Consider the following 19,885-nt stretch of genomic DNA (forward strand, 5'->3'; position numbering starts at 1 on the left):
TCGTAAATATCTATTTAAATAGATGCTTAATAGGCATGAAATAGAGAGAGAATATATTTATTTTTTCAAGGGAAAATAGAATGTATTTAAATTTAAGGAGGAATTAATTATGAATCATTTAGTTGTATTTGCTCATCCAAACCCAAAAAGCTTTTGCAGAGGAATAGTTGATAGTATAGAAAATGCATCAAAAGAAAAAGGGGATAATGTGACTGTTAGAAATCTTTATGAAATAGGATTTGATCCTATTCTCAAACCATCTGATTTCGAGGCTTTACAAAGTGGAAACATACCTGAAGATATAAAAACAGAACAAGACCATGTTAAATGGGCTGATGTCATTACGTTTGTATATCCTGTTTGGTGGGCAGGTCTTCCAGCAGTATTAAAAGGGTATGTTGACAGAGTATTTTCTTATGGATTTGGATATGAATATGTAGATGGGGCTCCAAAAGGGCTATTAACTGAAAAAAGAGCATTAATATTTTGTACAACAGGTACTCCTAATGAAATTTATGCTGAAAATGGGATGCATAACTCTATGGAACAGACTACAGATATAGGGATATTTAATTTCTGTGGTATAAAAGTTATTGGTCATAGATTTTTTGGCGCAGTTCCTTATGTTCCGGATGAAACCCGCAAGGAGTATTTAAGAGAAGTAGAAAATATAATAAAAGATAAAATATAGAAATTCTTATTTATTGTTAATAGGGAGATTATGAATTAAGGTTATATCTTGGCAGAATGTAAGTATGCCTGGATATAATCTTAATTTGATATAGAAATAGAGATAAGTTATCATAGTTAAATAAAAGTAAATTATAAACTAGGAATTGAATCTAAGAATAGTTTATTTGTAATTTCTGGAGCATAAGTTGTAATTATTGTATTTGGTACAACAGCAGCGTTTCAAATAACTAAATTACATACGATACTCTTAAGTAAAAGCAGTATATAGTAAGGATATATTGACTGGATAAGTTATGATATTTAAGTTAGGTAGGGGATAAAATATGCTGGAAGAGAAAAAGGTTCTTATAGTAGATGATGAGAATAAGATAGTTGAAGTTATAAAATCATATCTGGAGAAGGAAGGTGCAATTGTATTTGAAGCATATGATGGTAATCAAGCATTGGAGACGTTTGAAAGGATTAATCCAGATTTAATAGTTCTAGATCTAATGCTGCCAGATATGACAGGTGAAGAAATCTGCAGCATAGTTAGAAAAAGATCTAGAGTACCAATTATAATGCTTACAGCAAAAATTGATGAAAAGAGTATAATTTCAGGATTACATATGGGTGCTGATGATTACATAACTAAACCTTTTAGTCCAAGAGAACTTATAGCAAGAATATATGCTATATTTAGAAGACTTAATGAAGAAGTTGTACCTTTATCTAATGAAATTTCGTTTAATGAAAATGATTTGGTAATAGATATGTTAAAGAAAGAAATACGGAAAAATGGAGAGCATATAGCGCTTACCTCAAGGCAATATAAAATATTGATGACCTTACTTAAGTATCCTAATAAGACTTTTACAAGGGAAGAGCTAATAAGCACGGCACTTGGAGATGATTATGATGGATATGATCGTAATGTAGATACTCACGTTAAAAATATAAGACAAAAGATTGAAACCAATCCTAAGGATCCACAGTATATAATTACTGTCCATGGAACAGGCTATAGGTTTGGAGGAGAATTTAATGAAGAGAAATCTTAGAAATAGGCTCTCACTTTCATACATATTTATAACCATGATTTGTGTGGCACTAATTAGTATCCTTTCACACTTCTTTCTTGTGAATCAATTTAAAAATTATGTTATTCAAGAACGTGAAAGAGACAATAAAATTATTGTTGCAGCTATAAGTCGTGAGTATAGCAATAGTGCAAATTTTAATGTTGAGGCAATTCAAAGTATTGGTGCTGGTGCAATTGAAAATGGACTATTTATTACCGTAAAAGATGCATCAAATAAAGTAATATGGGATGCTGAAACTTACAATAATATTAAATGTGAAGAAGTTAAAAATCGTTTGATTAGTACAATGGAAAAGATTTTTCCAACCTGGGAAAGCGAATATTCTAAGGATGAATACCCAATAATAAATAATTCTAATAAAGTAGGAACTATAAGTATAGGTCATTATGGCCCTTTCTATTATGATGAAAATGACATAATGTATTCAAAAACACTAAATAAAATACTTATAGGTGTTGGAGCAGCTTCTTTATTATGTGCATTAATACTGGGATTGATAATGGCTGAAGGATTAAGCAGACCAATTTTGAAGGTTATAAATATAGCAGAGATGATTTCAAAAGGGGATTATAGTCAAAAGATTGAGAAGAAATCAAATGTTGAGGAGATAGACAAACTAACTGCAACTATTAATAGTCTTGGATATTCTCTTAATGAACAGGAAAAATTAAGGCAAAGATTAACAAGAGACGTTTCCCATGAACTTAGAACTCCACTTTCTACTCTTCAAAGTCATATGGAAGCATTGATAGATGGAGTATGGGAGCCAACTCCAGAGAGGCTTATAAGCTGCCATGAAGAGATACTAAGACTTAAGCGTCTTGTAGGAGATTTGGAAAAGTTAGCACAGTATGAAAGTGAAAATCTCGTTTTAAATAAGACGGAGTTTAATATTGGTGAGGCTGTTAAAAATATAGTTCTAAACTTCGAAAATGAATTTTTAAATAAAGGCGTATCTTTAATTTTTCATGAGAAAGACATTGTTGCATATCTAGATAAAGATAAAATAAGCCAAGTTGTAGTTAATCTAATATCTAACGCCTTAAAATATACTCAAAAAGGTGGTAAAGTGGAGGTTAATATATCTGAAGATAATAGTTACATTGAGCTAAGCGTTAAGGATACAGGGATAGGAATATCACAGGATGATTTACCTTATGTGTTTGAGAGATTTTATAGGGCAGATGAGTCAAGAAATAAATTAACGGGTGGAGCAGGGATAGGACTTACGATTTCTAAGTCTATAGTTGGAGCACATGGTGGAAATATAACAGTAGATAGCATAATTGGTAAAGGAACTAATTTTGTGGTAAAAGTACCGAAAATAGTATAAAATATTTTTATACTATTTTCGTTTTTTTTTATACAAAAGATAAGTTTGATGTAACAAGGAGGAGAATTATGTTATTTAGATTAAATGAATTTTTAATGGCCGTTTCGTTTGCTTTGGACTTTGTGGAAATGGATATTCTCGGAATGGCATCCAACCATGGAAAAAGAACTGCATATATTTCAATTAGCATCGCTAAAGAGATGGGGCTAAGTTCTGAAGAACTCCATGATGTAGCTGCGCTTGCAATGCTACATGACAATGGATTAAGTGAATATAGCCTGCATGAAAAATTGGCTACAAAAGAATTAAAAAATGCAGCATTATTAGAAGGTGTAAAAGAACATTGTACAATTGGAGAAAGTAATATTAAAAACTATCCATTGCTTACTAATGTGAAAAATATAATAAAGTACCATCATGAAAGGTATGATGGTACGGGATTCTTTAACTTAAGGGGAGAAGAGATTCCTTTGATGTCGCAAATTATAGCAATCGCAGACGCTTTAGAAAAGAGTTTTGATTTACAAAATAATAATCGTGATATGCAAAATAAAGTTTGTGAATTTGTAAGACATCAAGAAAACGTATCATTTTCTCCAAGAATTGTAAAAGCATTTTTTAAAGTTGCTGAGGATGAGGAGTTCTGGGAGAATTTAAAAAATAATTATATTAGTATAGAATTAGAGAAAGAAATTCCAAAGTATAGTCTGGAATTATCTTTTGAAGAAATTCATAGTATAACTAATGTGTTGTCAAAAATTATTGACTCTAAATCCAGCTATACTCAAAGGCATTCGCAAGGTCTATCAGAAAAGGCTGCTATTATGTCAGATTTCTATAACTTAGAGCAAGAAGAAAAGATGAAGTTAATTATTGCAGCAGATCTTCACGATATTGGTAAACTAGCAGTCCCAAATGATGTGTTAGACAAGCCTGACAAACTTTCTGATGAGGAATTTAAAATTATAATGAAACATCCAGAGTACACTAGATTAGCACTTCAAGAAATAAAAGGATTTGAGGACATTACTGAGTGGGCTTCGAATCATCATGAAAAGTTAAATGGAAGAGGATATCCTCTTGGTATGATGGATAAAGAAATAGACTTTAATTCACGCCTTATGGGTTGCCTTGATATCTATCAAGCACTTACTGAGGAGAGACCATACAGAAAGGGATTATCCCACGAAAAAGCAATGGAAATACTAAAAAGTATGATGGATAATGGATTTATAGATATTAAAATAACTAAAGATATCGATAATGTTTTTAGTAAGTTGAGGTAGATTGTTTGGTAATACAAAAGTAATTAATTTTTACTACAAGGATATGATAAGAGAATTAAATTTATTAAGTAAAAGTTATGATTTTCACCTTCAAAAACCAAATGAATATAATATGGAGTATTTTAATTTATTTGGAGGAAGTTTTAATGGAAAACAATTATAACAACTACGGTAGTTATAATAATCAAAATCAGAATCAAGCTAATAAAAAAGAGACTCATAATCATGAATTTCAGTCAAGTGTGGATTATGTAAAGGACGATGAAGGAATGGAACATAGCCATCGTATGGCAGGTGTTACTGGACCGTCAATAAGATATGGACAATCCCATGTTCATAAAGTAATGTCATTTATAGATACCTCTACTGATCATTATCATGAAATAAATGATACTACTGGCCCGGCACTTTATCTTAATGGTAAAAAACATGTTCACTTATTAAGTGGAAAAACAAGTTATGATGATGGACATACGCATAATTATTATTTTACAACATTAATAGAAGATCCTACTAGCGTGCCAGAGGATAGCAAATCTAAATAAATTATAATGAAGTATCTTCTTATGATTTAGGAATACGGATTACATTTGAAGCTCAAAGCGTCAAAATTGACACAAGTTATTGTGATATAATATTATAGAATAAAAAGGAAGTGAATTTACGATGTTTCTAACAATAGTAGTTAGCTCCATGCAAAGATTATAATATGTGAAAAACTTTTGCCTGGAGCCAATATATCAACATTAAGTTTTTCATATTATAATAGGTCTTTGCATCTTCATTTAGATATTAAATGTAGAGTGGAGCGAAGAAATTATGAAATATGAAAAAGCACAAAATATACTGCCATATAATATAATTGAACTAATTCAAAAATATACAGATGGCGGATATATCTATATACCAAGAAAAAATGAAAATAAAAAATCATGGGGAGAAAATACTGAAACTAAAAGATACCTTAGTGCAAGAGATAAAGAAATTTTTAATAAATATTCATCTGGAATGTCTGTTAAAATTTTATGTGAACAGTATTTTTTAACTGAAAGTAGTATTAGAAGAATAATAAGGAAACAAAAAAATTCTACTTAATATAAAAGAAAAGACATATTTTTCACGGTCATTACTATGGAAAATATGCCTTTTTTTATATTGGAGTGATATAAAAATCCTATAAAACTGCATATTTACTATAAATATTTATATATTTTTCTAGAAAAATAGTTTGATATAAACATATATTCAAAGAAAAATTGTTTTCTTTGAATATATGTAAATTTATAAATTGTTTTGAAATTTAATATTTCATCTCCTCCATGTCGTGATTGTAAACATTACAGATTTATTTGTGAACTTGGTCTTTATATTACATGATGATATCATTCATTATGAGAACACAAGGAGATGTATAATATGAGTATTTTAACAATTGAAAACATGAGCCATTCATTTGGCGATAGAATATTATTTAGCAATGTATCTTTTAGGTTATTAAAAGGAGATCATATTGGTCTTATTGGTGCTAATGGTGAAGGAAAATCGACTTTTATGAAAATAATCACAGATCAAATACTGCCCGATGAAGGTACTATTAAGTGGAATAATAAATTTAGCATTGGATATATGGATCAACTGGTTGACTTAAAAGAAGGAATTACTGCATTAAACTTTTTAAAAGAAGCATTTATAAATTTATTTGATATAGAAAATAAAATTAATAGTTTATATATTGATCTAGGAAATATGAATGAGAAAGAAATGAATAAAACTTTAAATAAGATTATGATCATGCAAGAAATCTTAGACAAAAACAATTTTTATAGCATAAATTCCCAAATACAAGCGACTGCAGCGGGGCTTGGGATTAATGAGCTTTTAGATAAAGATGTTTCAGCTTTAAGTGGAGGGCAAAGAACTAAAATTTTACTTGCTAAATTACTTTTACAAAAGCCAGATATTTTGCTGCTGGACGAGCCGACTAATCATTTAGATGAAGAGCATATTGAGTGGCTTAAAGATTATTTACTAAATTATGAAAATGCATTTATATTAATATCTCATGATAATAGTTTTTTGAATAATGTTATAAATGTAGTTTATCATCTTGAGCATAAAACATTAACAAGATATGAAGGGAATTATAATTATTTTATTAAACTATATGAAATACGAAAAGAGCAGAGATTAATTGAATATAAAGAGCAGCAAAACGAAATTACAAAGCTTGAGGATTATATAAGAAAAAATAAAGCAAGAGCCTCAACTTCAAAGCAAGCTAAATCAAGAGAAAAGAAACTTGATAAAATTGAAAGGATAGAAATAAAAAAGGAAGTTATAAAACCTCATTTTAATTTCAAAAGTGTGGCAATGCAAGAAAGTATAGTCTTTGAAGCAAGCAACTTAATTATTGGATATAATAAACCTTTAAGCAGATCTTTAAACTTAAAAATGAAACGAGGACAAAAAATTGCAATAACGGGAGCAAATGGTTTAGGAAAGACAACTTTGCTAAAAACCTTACTTGGGGTGCTAAAGCCCATTAGTGGCAAAGTTATCTTAAGTGAGCATAGAAAAATAGGATATTTTGAGCAGGAAGTTGAAGAGGACACTACTACTTCAGTTTTATATGATGTTTGGAGTGATTTTCCTGACTTAACTCAAACAGAAGTAAGAAAAGAGCTTGCTAGGTGTGGGTTGACAAGACAGCATATAGATAGCCCCATTAATATATTAAGTGGAGGGGAACAAGCCAAGGTTAGATTATGCAAGCTTATTAATGAACCTACAAATGTATTAGTGTTAGATGAACCAACAAACCACTTAGATATTCATGCTAAAAATGAATTAAAGCGTGCTTTAAAAGAATATGAAGGAGGCATAATTTTAGTATGCCATGAACCGGAGTTCTATAGAGATATTGCAACAGATGTATGGGATTATGAAGAGTGGGGGGATTTTAGTAAACAATAGCCTATGTTAGAAGGATTCTATAAGAATGTATAAAAAAATGTGAAGAGGAGCTTTGACATTTGTTTCAAATCATTTGAGAATGAATTGGAGAAGTATATAGAAGTCGGAGAGAAAAATGAGATTTATATAATTGTTTTAGAGCAGAATGTTATAAGAGATAAGGGGATAAGATTATAAATTAATCCTAAGCAGAATTAGATTTTTAATTCTACTTAGGATTTTTGTGCCTTAGGTTTATAAAACCACTTTTTAAGAGATAGGCTTGAATTAAAGAAAAAATAATTAATTAATATTCATATAAATAGGTTTTAGTTCTATTAATCGTACTTCGTGTGGTTCTAGTTCAGCAGTTATTGTTAGTGAATTATTTTTAGTATGGAGAATTTTCTTTTGAATTCTCGGAAGTGATACAGATTTTAGATAATCAATATAATTTTTATTTTGTAGTGGCAATCCGCCTAACTCAAGCCATTTATCAAAAGAGCTTCCATAATCTTTATTAACGATAGTTTCAGTTATCTCATAACAAACTTCAGAAAGATTTATGAGTGGAAGAATTACTTTTAATATATTTGTTTTAGGAAATGGTGTATATCGATTGGTAAAAGTCATATCAAACACTTCACCTGTTGCATATAGCTTTGAATAATGCTGGTAATTGTATAAGGCTATTTGAATCGAGGATCCATTTGTCGTTATAAAGAAACCATCGCCTTTTTCAAGTAATATATCACTAAGTTTATTGAGCATTTCAAAAACATAATAATGAGATTTTTTTATTCCGTTGTAGGTGAAAATACCTTGTCCACCGTGGTACAATTCGTTTTTCATCTTTACTTCTTCTGTAAAATCGGATATTTGCCAATACCCAAAACTTTCAAGATTATCATAATTTTCTAATATATTTTTTGCAATATAAGCTGCTTTGTAGGCGGTATCATTTATTAGCTCATTATTAGAAATTGAAGAATTCCAACCTATTAAGTATAATTTTTCAGTCTTCCAATCTTTTTCTTTAATTCTTTTTCTAATGTAATGAATATTTTCTTTTAAAGAATTTTCAGATTCCGTATATACAAGATATCTTTGCATTTCTAAATGAAGTTTTTTTGAAATAGCAGTAGCATCGCCATCTTGAAAGCTCATGGGATAAAAATGCATAGTTAGAAAATCAGGTGTACAACTATTTGATTTGCAGAAATTCATAAAAGTATCCATCCAGTCATTTGAACCTGCCAATGTGGTAGAGAAAACAGGTGAACTTCCAAAACTAATGCAAGGATCAATATTCTTTAATGCAGTAAATGTTTCCTTAAAAAGAATAAGAAAGTCATTGTTATTTTCAAAGCCAAACATTTTTATTAAATCTGGCTCATTCCATAAGAAAAATGGCCAAGATTCAACTTCTTCTTTACCATATCGATAAATAAAATGTTTGGCAAGCTCTTCAATAACATAAGTCCACTTTTCCATACATTTAGGAAGGCTGATAATCGAATTAATAAAAAACATTGTGCGAGAAGGATTCAGTGCCAGTTGCTTTGGCATAAATGAAAGTTCCATAAAAGGTTTTAGTTTTATTGAAAGAAGAAAATCTATTACTAAATCAATATAAGTGAAGCATAGCTCAGGTTCACCATTTTGATTTTCAGAGTAAAACATCATTTCATCATCTAATAATCCATGAAAACGGATGTATCTAAATTCGATGTCTTTTTGCATTTCACGGAGTATATCTTGATTTTCAGAAATTAAAATATGTTTTGCTTTCCCAATACAAGTAAGAGTTTTAAATGTATGCTTTAACGGTACGCCCTTTATTGAAGTATCAATTGGATTCACTTCGCGTATTGTAGTATTCCGTTTATTTTCTTCTGGAACAATAACGTCATGTTTTAAATAATCCACTAAACGGTTAAATGAAGTATTATGGCGTAAAACAAAGTAATTCACACTTTCCGTCATATTCTTTTTTGTGTCAATATCATATATATCCATGTTTTTTCGATATGAGCTTGGAAGACATGAATATTTACTTTTGAAAGAAGAAACAAAGGAACGCGTATTAGAAAAACCATTTTTTTCAGCAATGTATTCAATTGTTAAGTTAGAGTCAGCTAAATCTTTCATTGCATGAGAAAGTCTTATTTCTATTAAGTATTCACTAAAACTAATTCCTATAAAATCTTTGAAAATTTTTGAGATATATGGCATAGATAGATAAAACTCATCCGATAAAGTATTTAAGGAAATTTTATTTCTATAATTTTCGCTTATATAATTTAATATATTTTTTATTCTTTCTGAATTTTTATTTATATCATTTGAATTTGCAGATTCCTCTACTTTAAAAGTGCTAGTTAGTATGTATAACAATTTATAAATATATGATTTGTTTAAGAGTTCAACATTATCTTCTGGGTTAACATTAGATCTTACGATTAAGGCGAGAAGATGCTTTAGTTGTATAAATTTCTTTTTATCAGCTTCTATAGATGAATTACAATCAAATCTATTTTGGGCAAAACGAGAAATTTCAGGGTCCAATGCAGAAATATCAATTTTTAGTGATAATACTTCACATTTTCTCCCATATAAGGAATGCACATCAAACATATTTATAAGAATAAGATCATCTTCATGTAAAGTATACTGCATATTACGGCACTGAACTTGAACGCTGCCAGCTAATATATATATTAGCTCTAGGCTTTTATGCCAGTAGCGTTCTAGGTTTTCAATTGATAGTACAGAAAATTCCATAGGAGATGAAGTTTTAAAAGTTATAAGTTCCTGATTTATATTCATAAAATACCTCCATAAATGATAATGTATAAATTTTAACTTAGTCTATATATGATTAATGAATTTACAGCACTATCAGGAAAGAATTATAACATATAGTAAAGTGAAATAAAAAGTATAAGTGTAAAAAATTAATATTTTTACTGTTAAAGTTTAACTGGCTTTTATGAAGCTTTATTATTTATTAGAAAATAAATAGAAATTTACAGTTAACAAAATATAATACTCAATTTTTTATGTAATAATCCAATGCTAGAATATTAATGAATGAGCGTTATGTATAGATTTTATACTAACGAAATAATTGGAGGTATAAAATATGAAAATTCTAGGTATTTCAGGTGGAAGAAAAGATGGAAATAATGATGCTATGTGCAAAGAAGCTTTAATAGCAGCAAAGGAAATGGGGGCAGAAGTTGAATTTGTTCGTTTATTAGATTTGGATATAAAGCCTTGTACAGGCTGTACAGCTTGTGTTAATTCACTTATGACAGGAAAAGGAAATAAGTGTGTCTTAAAAGATGACTTTGATTGGTTATTAGACAAAATGCTAGATGCAGATGGAATAATTTTTGCAAACCCTATTTTTTGTAAAGGGGCTCCAAGTGCATTTTTAACAATTAGAGATCGTTTTGGACCAAGAATGGATAGAGGGAATAATGTTGTAGCTACTAAGATTGCAGAGGAAACAGGAGGTAACGCTCCAGATCCAAAAATTTTAAAAGATAAAGTGATTTCTTATATAGGAATTGGAGGCTCAGATTGGGTTACAGCATTCCAATGTGATTCAGCAATTCAAGCATTAACTCCTATGTGGAAAGTTATAAATAATGAAGTTTTCCCATGGTCTACTGCAATAATCGTAGATGATGAAAAAGTTGCAAGAGTTCATGAAATAGGAAAGAATATTGCAGAAGCTGCAAAAGATATTGAAAATTCCTCTTATAAGGGTGAAGAAGGTGTATGTCCGCATTGCCATAGCAGAAATTTCTTCTTAGATAGAGAATCTACACATGCTGTATGCTGCTTATGTGGTATTGAAGGCGAAGTTAAGATAGTTGAAGGTAAAGTAAGATTTGAGTTTCCAGAAGAACAATTAAGCCATGCTCATGATACATTATCAGGAAAATTTATTCATGCTGATGATATTAAAAAGACAGTTGAAACAACTATGAACTTAAGGAAATCAGAGGAATATAAGAAGCGTTTAGAAAATTACAAGAAATTCATTACATCAACTAAGCCGCAAAAATAGATGAGGTAACATATTATAAAATAAAAGCGAAATGCATAATGTTTTAACATAGAGGTATCGTTTTATTACGGATTAGTATTTAGTACACGATTAAAAAGATGATTATGATGCTAAAAAATTTAGAGGTTAATGCTGTTAAATTAAAATAGCATTAGCCTTTTAAATATTGACAGATAATTTACCTTTCTCTATCAGGATAGAAGTGGATGTTTATTAATTAAAGTTCCATTATTTAGAATATTATTTGAACTCAATATAATCAATTATTACTAGATTAGTATAGAGTTTTATTGGTATAATGATAAGACTAATTTAACTAAGAGCTATCTAAAAAAGTACGTTTAGATAATAATTTAGGCAATTACTGGAATTGATTTCGACAATTATGTTATCGATTATTGATTTTTTTACATGAATATGATAATATTTCTATATATTAGGTAAGTGTATTTATAAAAAATAGAACAATTGGAAGCAATGAAAAATTCTCTATATCTGGGCACTTTGAGAATTTGGAGCTAGTTGTGCAACCGACCAATTAAAACTTAGTAATCCATAAATATATTAAGTTTTTGTTGGTCTTTTATTTTTAATTGATCATTATAATAAATATATTGTAATAATGAAATTATATTTAAGATTCTAGTATGAAGATAAGGGGGATAATAAAATGACGTGGCTTAACAATTTAAAGGTAGGTAAAAAATTAGCAATGCTTATAATTTGCTCTTTAGTAGGATTATTTGCAGTTGGAATAACCGGTTACTATTTTTTACAAACGTCTAGTAAAAGTATGGAGGTTATGTATAGCGAAAGACTGCTATCTAGTGAATGGCTTAGTGAGTCTAGAGTACATGCAAGAGCTATCTCAGCTGACATTTTTAGAATTATGGTAACTACTGATAAAAATGAAAATAGTAATTTAACAAAAGATATAAATGCTCGTGCTGAAGAATTTAACAATTATATGGCGCTTTATAAAAAAATGAAATTAGATGATTTTGAGGCTGGCAAGGTTAGTCAGATTGATAGTAATTTAGCTAAATATAGAGAAGGTAGAAAAGTTGCACTAGATTTAGCTGGTGAAAACAAAAATCAAGAAGCTTACGAATATTATGAAAAAAATGTTGAATCATATGCTGATGCTTTCTTAGCTGATTTAGTTGAACTTGGAGAACATAATAGACAAATTGCTGAGAAAATAAAGGCAGAAGATAAAGCAAATTTTAAAATTGCAGTAATAATCTTTTCAAGCATTGTTGCTATAGCTTCAATATTAATAATTTTATTAGGAATATTAATAACAAAACGTATCACAAAGCGATTAAATGATTTTGTAGCATTTATAGGTGCTTTATCTCAAGGTGATTTTTCTATAAAGATAAAAGAAGAAAGTCTTAATGATAAGAGTGAATTTGGTGTTGTAAGTAATGCGTTAGACAAGATGACCCAAAACATTGTTGAACTAATAAAACAGTTAGGCAATACATCCGAACAGTTGGTATTATCATCTGAAGAGCTAACAGCAAGTGCTGAACAGTCAGCAGATGCATCAAATCTAGTTGCATCTGCAGTAACAACAATGGCACATGGAGCAGATGAGCAATTTTCTTTTGCTAATAGTACAAACAAAGTGGTTGAAAACATATCTAATAAGATAAATGTAGTATCTGAAAATACAAAATCTGTTTCATCTTTAACAGATAAGGCAAAAATATCAGCAAATGCTGGTGAAGATGCAGTAGAGAAGGCAATGAACCAAATGGAAATAATAGAGAAAAAGACTAGTGAAACATCTCTCATTATAAGCGAGCTTGAAGAGAAATCAGTGAAAATTGGACAAATACTTGATACAATCCAAGGTATATCAGAACAAACAAATCTTCTAGCATTAAATGCGGCAATAGAATCTGCAAGGGCTGGGGAAGCCGGGAAAGGTTTTAGTGTAGTAGCAGAAGAAATTAGAAAGTTAGCAGAACAATCACAAGAGGCAACTAAAGAAATAGCTGGAATTATTAATGACGTACAAAATAAAACAACTAGTGCAGTTACAGTTATGAATGAAAACTCAAAAGAAGTTAAAACAGGAGCAAATATTGTTGATGTTGCAGGAACAAGTTTTCAGGAAATCCTTCAAATGATAATAGAAATATCTAGTCAGATTCACGAAATATCAGATTTTATCACTGAAATAACTGTTGGAACTAAAGAATCTGTTGATTCAGTAAATAATATTAAAAATATAAGTAGTAAGATAGCTGATGAGACTCAAACAATATCAGCAGCTGCTGAAGAACAATTAGCATCTGTTGAAGAAATCGCATCATCTAGTAAACTTCTATCTCAAATGTCTGAGGAATTGAGAAAGATTATAACTAAATTTAGAATATAGGTTATTTAAAATGACTATATATAGGAGAAATAATGCAAATATACATCAAAGATAATAGATTAACGATGAGATAAAAAAGAAATTAAAGTATAAGATTTAAATAATACTAGAAACATAGTTAATTTATTTTTTGATAGTAATTTGCACTTAATTCTAATTGTAAATAAAATAGACACTTACATATAATTTGTAGGTGTCTATTTTAATGCAGTTTATTAGTTTATACTGGCGTATATTAATCTCGCAAAAGAAAACAATAAAAATGGAGGTGATATAAGTATGAAGAATTTAACTGATAAAGAAAAAATATATTATGAAAAACATTTAAGACAAAATATGGCAGCAGAACTTGAAGAAGAAGAAAAAAATTCAGTAAATCAACCAGAAAATCCAGGCAGATATCATTTTACTCAAGATTATAATTACCCAATATCATCAAGAAAAAGATAACAATTAATATATCTATTAATTGTGAATTAGAAAATATGTCTCTTTAGCATTACTTTAATTTAGAAGTAATGCTTTTTATTATGAAATATTAGGTAGTAAAAATGAATGTTTCTGTAATTAACTAAGAAAATGTTGTAATTATAGATAGATTCATTTTAGAAAGTGAAAAGCATTTAGAATTATTCTAAATGCTTTTCTTGCATTTTAATCATAGTATTTTATGGTGCTTTATAGATTCATTGAATTTTAAATTAATGTTTATTTGTCTTATGATCTCTGGCACGTTTACTAATATAGTAAGTATAGCGCCAATGATATAAAATAGTTCATTTTCATTATTTGGCATCATAAACACCTCATTTACTTTTAATATATTAGATACAGTTAATAAATGTTAAACAATATGACTAAGGCCAGCAGAAAATTAATTGATGAAGCTACTTAAGGCATTCTAGGTAGGAACGCCTAGTTTGTCTCTTTCTATTTGATAGTAATTGTTTACACATATTTCTAAACATTGAATTAATATGAAATAAATGTTGAAATTAATTGAAAAGTATAATAAAATATTAAAGATATGGTAATTAATGTGTTACTATATCAAATTAAATACTACATTTTAGGGGGATAATAATGAAAAAACTCAAAAGAATTTCTGTATTATTGTTAGCCGTTATGATGGCAACAATTATGCTAGTAGGTTGCGGAACGAAAGCGACTCCAGAAGAAAGTGCTAAGATATTTTTAGACCTACTTTTAAAAGATGATAAAACGAATATGGATAAGATAGGGATGAAGGAAAAAGATTATACTGAATTTAGAAATAGTTTTGATGATGGAATGATGAGAGGTTTTGAAAATTCAGGTTTGGATGAAAGTATTCTAACAGATGATATAAAAACTTCATTTAAGAAGGATATTATTACAGGATTAACTAAAATAGAATATGAAGTAGTCTCTTCATCAACAGATAAGAACACAGCTAAAGTTCAAGTTAAAATAAAAGGATTTGATATGCAGAAAATCACTGAAAATGGTCAGAGTGAAATAATGAAAAAAGTTACTGAAAATCCTTCAATGACTAAACAACAGATATATACAGAATCTTTTAAGCTTATCGGAGGCAGTATGGCGTCTGGTATATTAAAACAAGAACCACAGACAATAACAATAACATTAACTAAAGAAGGTGGTGTTTGGCTACCAAGTGAAGATGATGTTGTAGCATTAATGGGAGCAATTGGCCAATAGAATGAAACTAAAAGCAGTATGTAGAAGAAATTTTACTACTGCTTTATTTATTTCTTAAAATTTATAGATAAATATGATAAAATGTATTTGTAAAAGTTGAATTATCTTCAATTTTTACTTTAGATCCCATTAAGTGCAGTCATTAAATTGGCTGCATTTTTTTATTCTCTAGGAATTTATATTCAAGTGGGCTTGAAAAGAACTGTAAAAGAATAAAAAATAAATCTATTGGCCTGCTAGATTTTTCTCACATACGCTTAAGAAGGTAGATGTGCAAAAAATCTTCATTTAGACAGTCTCATGCGATTTTGTTCTTCTAAGAAAGTATAAAGGTTTCCGATAACAAAATTCAGTTAATTCAGCGGTTTTACGAAGTAAGAAGAGTTCAGAGTGCTATCCTTAAATGGACGCGGCGTAATTTCTTTGTTTATGAAAAAGATGATATAAGGATATTGCAGAATAACAATATCTTTATATCATCTTGTCATAGTAAATTACATTTAAAATTCTAATTAAAAAACCTTAATAATTATGGATTACTGTTTTATCTTACTTATAATTATAGATGAAATTACACTTATTAGAAGGATAGAGACAATTATAATAATCGAAATTCCTACGGAGATGTGATACTTAAATGAAATTGCAAGTTTTATGCCTGTAAATATAAGTATTACACCAACTCCATATTTAACATACTCAAAAGTACTATGAAGTTTTTCAAGAATAAAGTATAAATTTCTAAGTCCTAGTATAGCTAGAATATTTGAAGAATATATAATAAATGGGTTAGTTGTTATTGCAAATATAGCTGGTATTGAGTCTATTGCAAATAGTAAATCTGAACCCTCAATTAAAAATAGCAATGCAAATAAAGGGGTGGCATGAAGAACCTTATCTATTCTTACAAAAAATTTTTCACCATGAAGTTCTTTAGTTACAGGCACTATTTTTTTTAGTAGTTTTATTAATTTACTATTTTCAAAAGATACATCATCTTCTTTGTTAATCATAATCTTTATTCCACTTATAATAAGAAGTATGCCAAATAGATATAAGATCCACTTAAAGGTGTTTATAACAGCAATACCTAAAATAACAAATATAAATCTTAATATGATAGCACCAAAAATCCCATAGCTTAGAACTCTTTTCTGATGATTTGGACTAATTCCAAAACTTGAAAATATAAGAAGAAAAAGAAATAAGTTATCAACACTAAGACTTAGCTCAATAATATATCCGCCTAAAAATTCTAAAGCTCTTTCTGAGTCCATAAAATACCATATTGATAAATTACATATAAGTGCTATAAATGTTATCAATAAAAATTTAAATAAATGCTTTCTAGTAGACATTTTTTAATCTCCTTTCAGATCAATTAAAGTTAAATTTGCATTTTATTCCCAATATATAGAAAGTTGATACAAAAAGCAATATAAATTATAACTTTTAATATGGTTTTAACTTAAAAATAAATATGTGAAATTTTTTTGTAGTATTTTAAGCTCCATATTACAGTATGCTCTTTTGTTGTAAATTCAGTTTGTATATTGAGCTCACACCTTTTATATTATTTACAAAAGCTTTTTCATAATTCATATAGAGTAATTATTATTAGAAATAATTAATATACTAGATAATGTTGATATATTTAGATAAAAGGATGTATGTAATAATGTCAGTTAAAAATGCAATGACTGCAGATTTTTTACGGTCAGCATACGGAGGAGAAAGTATGGCTCATATGAGATATACTATTTGGGCAGAGAGTGCTAAAAAAGATGGGTATCCTAATATAGGCAGACTTTTTAAAGGAATTGCTTATGCAGAATGGTGTCATGCTAAAAACCATTTTAACGTATTAAAGAATCAAGTTGGAGATAGCACAGTTACAGCTGGAGCAATATTTGGTCATACAAACATAGTTGAAAATCTTCAAGGTGCAATTAATGGTGAAATACATGAAGTTGAACAGATGTATCCAGTATATTTAGAAACTGCTAATTTTCAGGAAGAGAAAGATGCTCATAGATCATTTAATTTTGCACTAGAAGCCGAAAAGATTCATGCTAAGTTATTTCAAGAGGCCCAAGATGTTGCAAAAAATGGGAAAGATATAGGAGAAGAATCAATTTATATATGTCCAATCTGTGGGTTCACTGAAATTGGAGATAATGTAGAGAAGTGTCCAGTTTGTGGTGCAAAAAAAAGAAGTTTTTAAGAAATTTTAATATAAATTATGGGTTAGTAAAATTATAAGATATATTATTTAAGTATACTATGCTGAGTGAGTATTATTTGAAAGCAGTAGATTAGGAATTTTAACTACTGCTTTTTGTTCTAAAATCATAATATGCCTATATTCCTATTGTAGAAAAGATTTGTAATAGGAATTACGAAAACTTTTTAAGAAAACGTGACAGAAGTATTTCCAAAAATTATAACTGAATATCCATAGTCAAAAGGCTTCAGAGTATGTTCTTTTGATTGAGAATCTAGCCTTGTAAGCTCTCTTATGTATTGATTATTGTCAATTACGAAAATGATAACTCTTCCGTTAGGATCACTAATTTTAGCCGTCATAGGAGATCCTATTGTTAGGTTAGTATCCCTTACATTATAAATACCTTGATTTAAAACTATGGAAGCTGCACTGGCACTTTGTGTTAAATTAGCAAATGACAATAATAAAAATATAAAAAGCACTATAGTAGATTTTTTCATAAAAGACTCTCCTTTTTATGGTATCTTAAAAACGAAGTTTATTGATGAAAATAGGCTCCTCTAAAGGAGCGTATTTAAGTGTTTTACCAAATTAAATTAATTATTTTAATATCTTCTGAAATTAGTTATGCGTAATTTATACAAAAGTATTCAGTTTATTAGTTAATCCTAAAAATAATTAATTATTCTATATATGAATTTATAAATAACGATAATAAAGCGAATTAAATTTTTAATAAAGCTCAGGGGAATGATAGAAGTTCTCTGAGCTTTATTTATAGTTACTGTAACTTATATTAAATTTTTAGTCTTTTTAAGAGATTTGCTAAGTTATTTCAATTTAGATATAAATATTTCTACATGAGATTATTAGATTTAAATGGATATGTCTTATATTATGCTAATTGATGCAAGCGATAAAATGAAATATATATAAAAATTTGTATAAATTCTATAATTTGTTATGTTTTTAATTAGATGTAAATTAGATAAAATAATTATGTAACCGATTCAAATTAACTTTAAAATTATTCTAATAATTCAGAGTTCTTTTCAGAAAAATTAATTTTATTATTATCAAATCTTAATTAACTTATCAACAAAATATCATTGGGGTAAACACTGGAAATGTCAGCACATTATAAAAAAGTGAAAGTGAGTGATTAAAAGAAACGGTAATATTCAAGTAGTATACAGGAAAGTAGAAGAAATAAAACTATTTTATGGTGTAATGTAACTTAAAGGTTACAATCAAAAGGGGGAAATGAAAATGAAAAAAAGAGGATTAAAATTATTTTTAGCGTCATTAATGTGTTGCACTCTTGCACTTTCTGTTGTAAACGTAAACGCATATGCAGCAGCAACAGACTACTGGCAAAATTGGACAGACGGTGGTGGAACAGTAAACGCTGTCAATGGATCTGGCGGTAATTATAGCGTTAATTGGAGTAACTGCGGCAACTTTGTTGTTGGTAAAGGCTGGAATGCTGGATCATACACTAGGGTAATAAACTATAATGCTGGTCAATTTGCACCTTCAGGTAATGGTTATTTATCATTATATGGATGGACAAGGAACTCACTTATAGAATATTACGTCGTTGATGACTGGGGAACTTATAGACCAACTGGAAATTACAAGGGTACTGTAACTAGTGATGGAGGCACATACGATATATATACTGCTACTAGAACTAATGCACCTTCTATCGATGGAGTTACAACTTTTCAACAGTTCTGGAGTGTTAGACAATCTAAGAGATCAATTGGTACTAATAATACCATTACTATGAAAAATCACGCTGATGCATGGGGAAGTAAAGGAATGGCTTTAGGCTCTAGTTGGGCTTATCAGATGATAGCAACAGAAGGATATCAAAGTAGTGGAAGTGCTAATGTAACAGTATGGGAATAGATTGTCTACAAATATAGAGATGATTTATACTTAAGCGATTTGAAATTATTAAAAAATTTTTACTCATTTTTAAGGCTGATTAGAATTATAGTTAGCAGATTTATAGATTGAAAATACTTACCTGTATATTGCTTAAATATTACCTTTAAGGCTTGATTAATAAGTCTTAATATTTCAGGGGTCGTTTCTCGAAAGATGAACGGCCCTAAACATTCAGTTAGGAA

The 19,885-nt window shown here is 29.0% G+C and carries 16 protein-coding genes and 1 riboswitch; of the genes, 13 read left to right on the forward strand and 3 right to left on the reverse strand.

From position 1 onward, the window contains the following. The first annotated feature begins 109 nt into the window (after positions 1 to 109). From T483_RS0123165 to T483_RS0123200, 7 genes are all read left to right on the forward strand, one after another. Positions 110 to 691, forward strand: coding sequence for an NAD(P)H-dependent oxidoreductase (locus tag T483_RS0123165; RefSeq protein WP_026888961.1), 582 nt, complete (start codon positions 110 to 112; stop codon positions 689 to 691). A gap of 325 nt (positions 692 to 1,016) precedes the next feature. After that, positions 1,017 to 1,733 (forward strand): response regulator transcription factor, encoded by a 717-nt coding sequence (locus T483_RS0123170; protein ID WP_026888962.1) that lies wholly within the window; start codon positions 1,017 to 1,019, stop codon positions 1,731 to 1,733. After that, positions 1,717 to 3,108 (forward strand): sensor histidine kinase, encoded by a 1,392-nt coding sequence (locus T483_RS0123175; protein WP_026888963.1) that lies wholly within the window; start codon positions 1,717 to 1,719, stop codon positions 3,106 to 3,108. Before T483_RS0123170 ends, T483_RS0123175 begins: the two co-directional genes overlap by 17 nt. Before the next feature lie 68 nt (positions 3,109 to 3,176). Continuing rightward, positions 3,177 to 4,394, forward strand: a complete 1,218-nt coding sequence (locus tag T483_RS0123180; RefSeq protein ID WP_026888964.1) for an HD-GYP domain-containing protein — start codon at positions 3,177 to 3,179, stop codon at positions 4,392 to 4,394. A 146-nt stretch (positions 4,395 to 4,540) separates the two neighbouring features. After that, positions 4,541 to 4,939, forward strand: a complete 399-nt coding sequence (locus tag T483_RS0123190; protein ID WP_026888965.1) for a YmaF family protein — start codon at positions 4,541 to 4,543, stop codon at positions 4,937 to 4,939. Positions 4,940 to 5,213: 274 nt separating this feature from the next. Continuing rightward, positions 5,214 to 5,489, forward strand: a complete 276-nt coding sequence (locus tag T483_RS0123195) for a CD3324 family protein (RefSeq protein WP_026888966.1) — start codon at positions 5,214 to 5,216, stop codon at positions 5,487 to 5,489. 321 nt (positions 5,490 to 5,810) lie between these two features. Beyond that, the gene (locus tag T483_RS0123200; RefSeq protein ID WP_026888967.1) at positions 5,811 to 7,367 is read left to right on the forward strand and encodes an ABC-F family ATP-binding cassette domain-containing protein; all 1,557 of its coding nucleotides are present in this window, start codon (positions 5,811 to 5,813) and stop codon (positions 7,365 to 7,367) included. A gap of 282 nt (positions 7,368 to 7,649) precedes the next feature. Here T483_RS0123200 and T483_RS0123205 read toward each other — a convergent pair whose 3' ends face one another. After that, the gene (locus T483_RS0123205; RefSeq protein WP_026888968.1) at positions 7,650 to 10,175 is read right to left on the reverse strand and encodes a GH39 family glycosyl hydrolase; all 2,526 of its coding nucleotides are present in this window, start codon (positions 10,173 to 10,175) and stop codon (positions 7,650 to 7,652) included. 316 nt (positions 10,176 to 10,491) lie between these two features. Here T483_RS0123205 and T483_RS0123210 point away from each other — a divergent pair, with 316 nt between their 5' ends. From T483_RS0123210 to T483_RS0123230, 4 genes are all read left to right on the forward strand, one after another. After that, on the forward strand, positions 10,492 to 11,427 hold the full coding sequence (locus tag T483_RS0123210; RefSeq protein WP_026888969.1) for an NAD(P)H-dependent oxidoreductase: 936 nt from the start codon (positions 10,492 to 10,494) through the stop codon (positions 11,425 to 11,427). A gap of 461 nt (positions 11,428 to 11,888) precedes the next feature. Beyond that, positions 11,889 to 11,972: riboswitch (cyclic di-GMP riboswitch) on the forward strand. Between the two features lie 125 nt (positions 11,973 to 12,097). Next, positions 12,098 to 13,819 carry a methyl-accepting chemotaxis protein gene (locus T483_RS0123215; RefSeq protein WP_026888970.1) on the forward strand — a complete coding sequence of 574 codons (1,722 nt, stop codon included), beginning with the start codon at positions 12,098 to 12,100 and terminating at the stop codon, positions 13,817 to 13,819. 279 nt (positions 13,820 to 14,098) lie between these two features. Continuing rightward, on the forward strand, positions 14,099 to 14,269 hold the full coding sequence (locus T483_RS31290) for a hypothetical protein (protein WP_026888971.1): 171 nt from the start codon (positions 14,099 to 14,101) through the stop codon (positions 14,267 to 14,269). Positions 14,270 to 14,902: 633 nt separating this feature from the next. Further along, positions 14,903 to 15,520, forward strand: a complete 618-nt coding sequence (locus tag T483_RS0123230) for a DUF5105 domain-containing protein (protein WP_026888972.1) — start codon at positions 14,903 to 14,905, stop codon at positions 15,518 to 15,520. 536 nt (positions 15,521 to 16,056) lie between these two features. Here the strand turns inward: T483_RS0123230 and T483_RS29760 are convergent. After that, entirely contained in the window at positions 16,057 to 16,878 is an 822-nt protein-coding gene (locus T483_RS29760; RefSeq protein WP_051560534.1) for a TerC/Alx family metal homeostasis membrane protein, read from the reverse strand. A 320-nt stretch (positions 16,879 to 17,198) separates the two neighbouring features. Here T483_RS29760 and T483_RS0123240 point away from each other — a divergent pair, with 320 nt between their 5' ends. Further along, positions 17,199 to 17,744, forward strand: a complete 546-nt coding sequence (locus tag T483_RS0123240) for a rubrerythrin family protein (RefSeq protein ID WP_026888973.1) — start codon at positions 17,199 to 17,201, stop codon at positions 17,742 to 17,744. A 185-nt stretch (positions 17,745 to 17,929) separates the two neighbouring features. Here the strand turns inward: T483_RS0123240 and T483_RS0123245 are convergent, their stop codons facing one another. Next, positions 17,930 to 18,247, reverse strand: coding sequence for a hypothetical protein (locus T483_RS0123245; RefSeq protein ID WP_026888974.1), 318 nt, complete (start codon positions 18,245 to 18,247; stop codon positions 17,930 to 17,932). 769 nt (positions 18,248 to 19,016) lie between these two features. Here T483_RS0123245 and T483_RS0123250 point away from each other — a divergent pair. Continuing rightward, positions 19,017 to 19,661 (forward strand): glycoside hydrolase family 11 protein, encoded by a 645-nt coding sequence (locus T483_RS0123250; RefSeq protein ID WP_012059233.1) that lies wholly within the window; start codon positions 19,017 to 19,019, stop codon positions 19,659 to 19,661. Positions 19,662 to 19,885 lie beyond the last annotated feature (224 nt).

The sequence above is a fragment of the Clostridium beijerinckii HUN142 genome (assembly GCF_000621745.1).
In the GTDB taxonomy this organism is placed as follows: domain Bacteria; phylum Bacillota; class Clostridia; order Clostridiales; family Clostridiaceae; genus Clostridium; species Clostridium beijerinckii_A.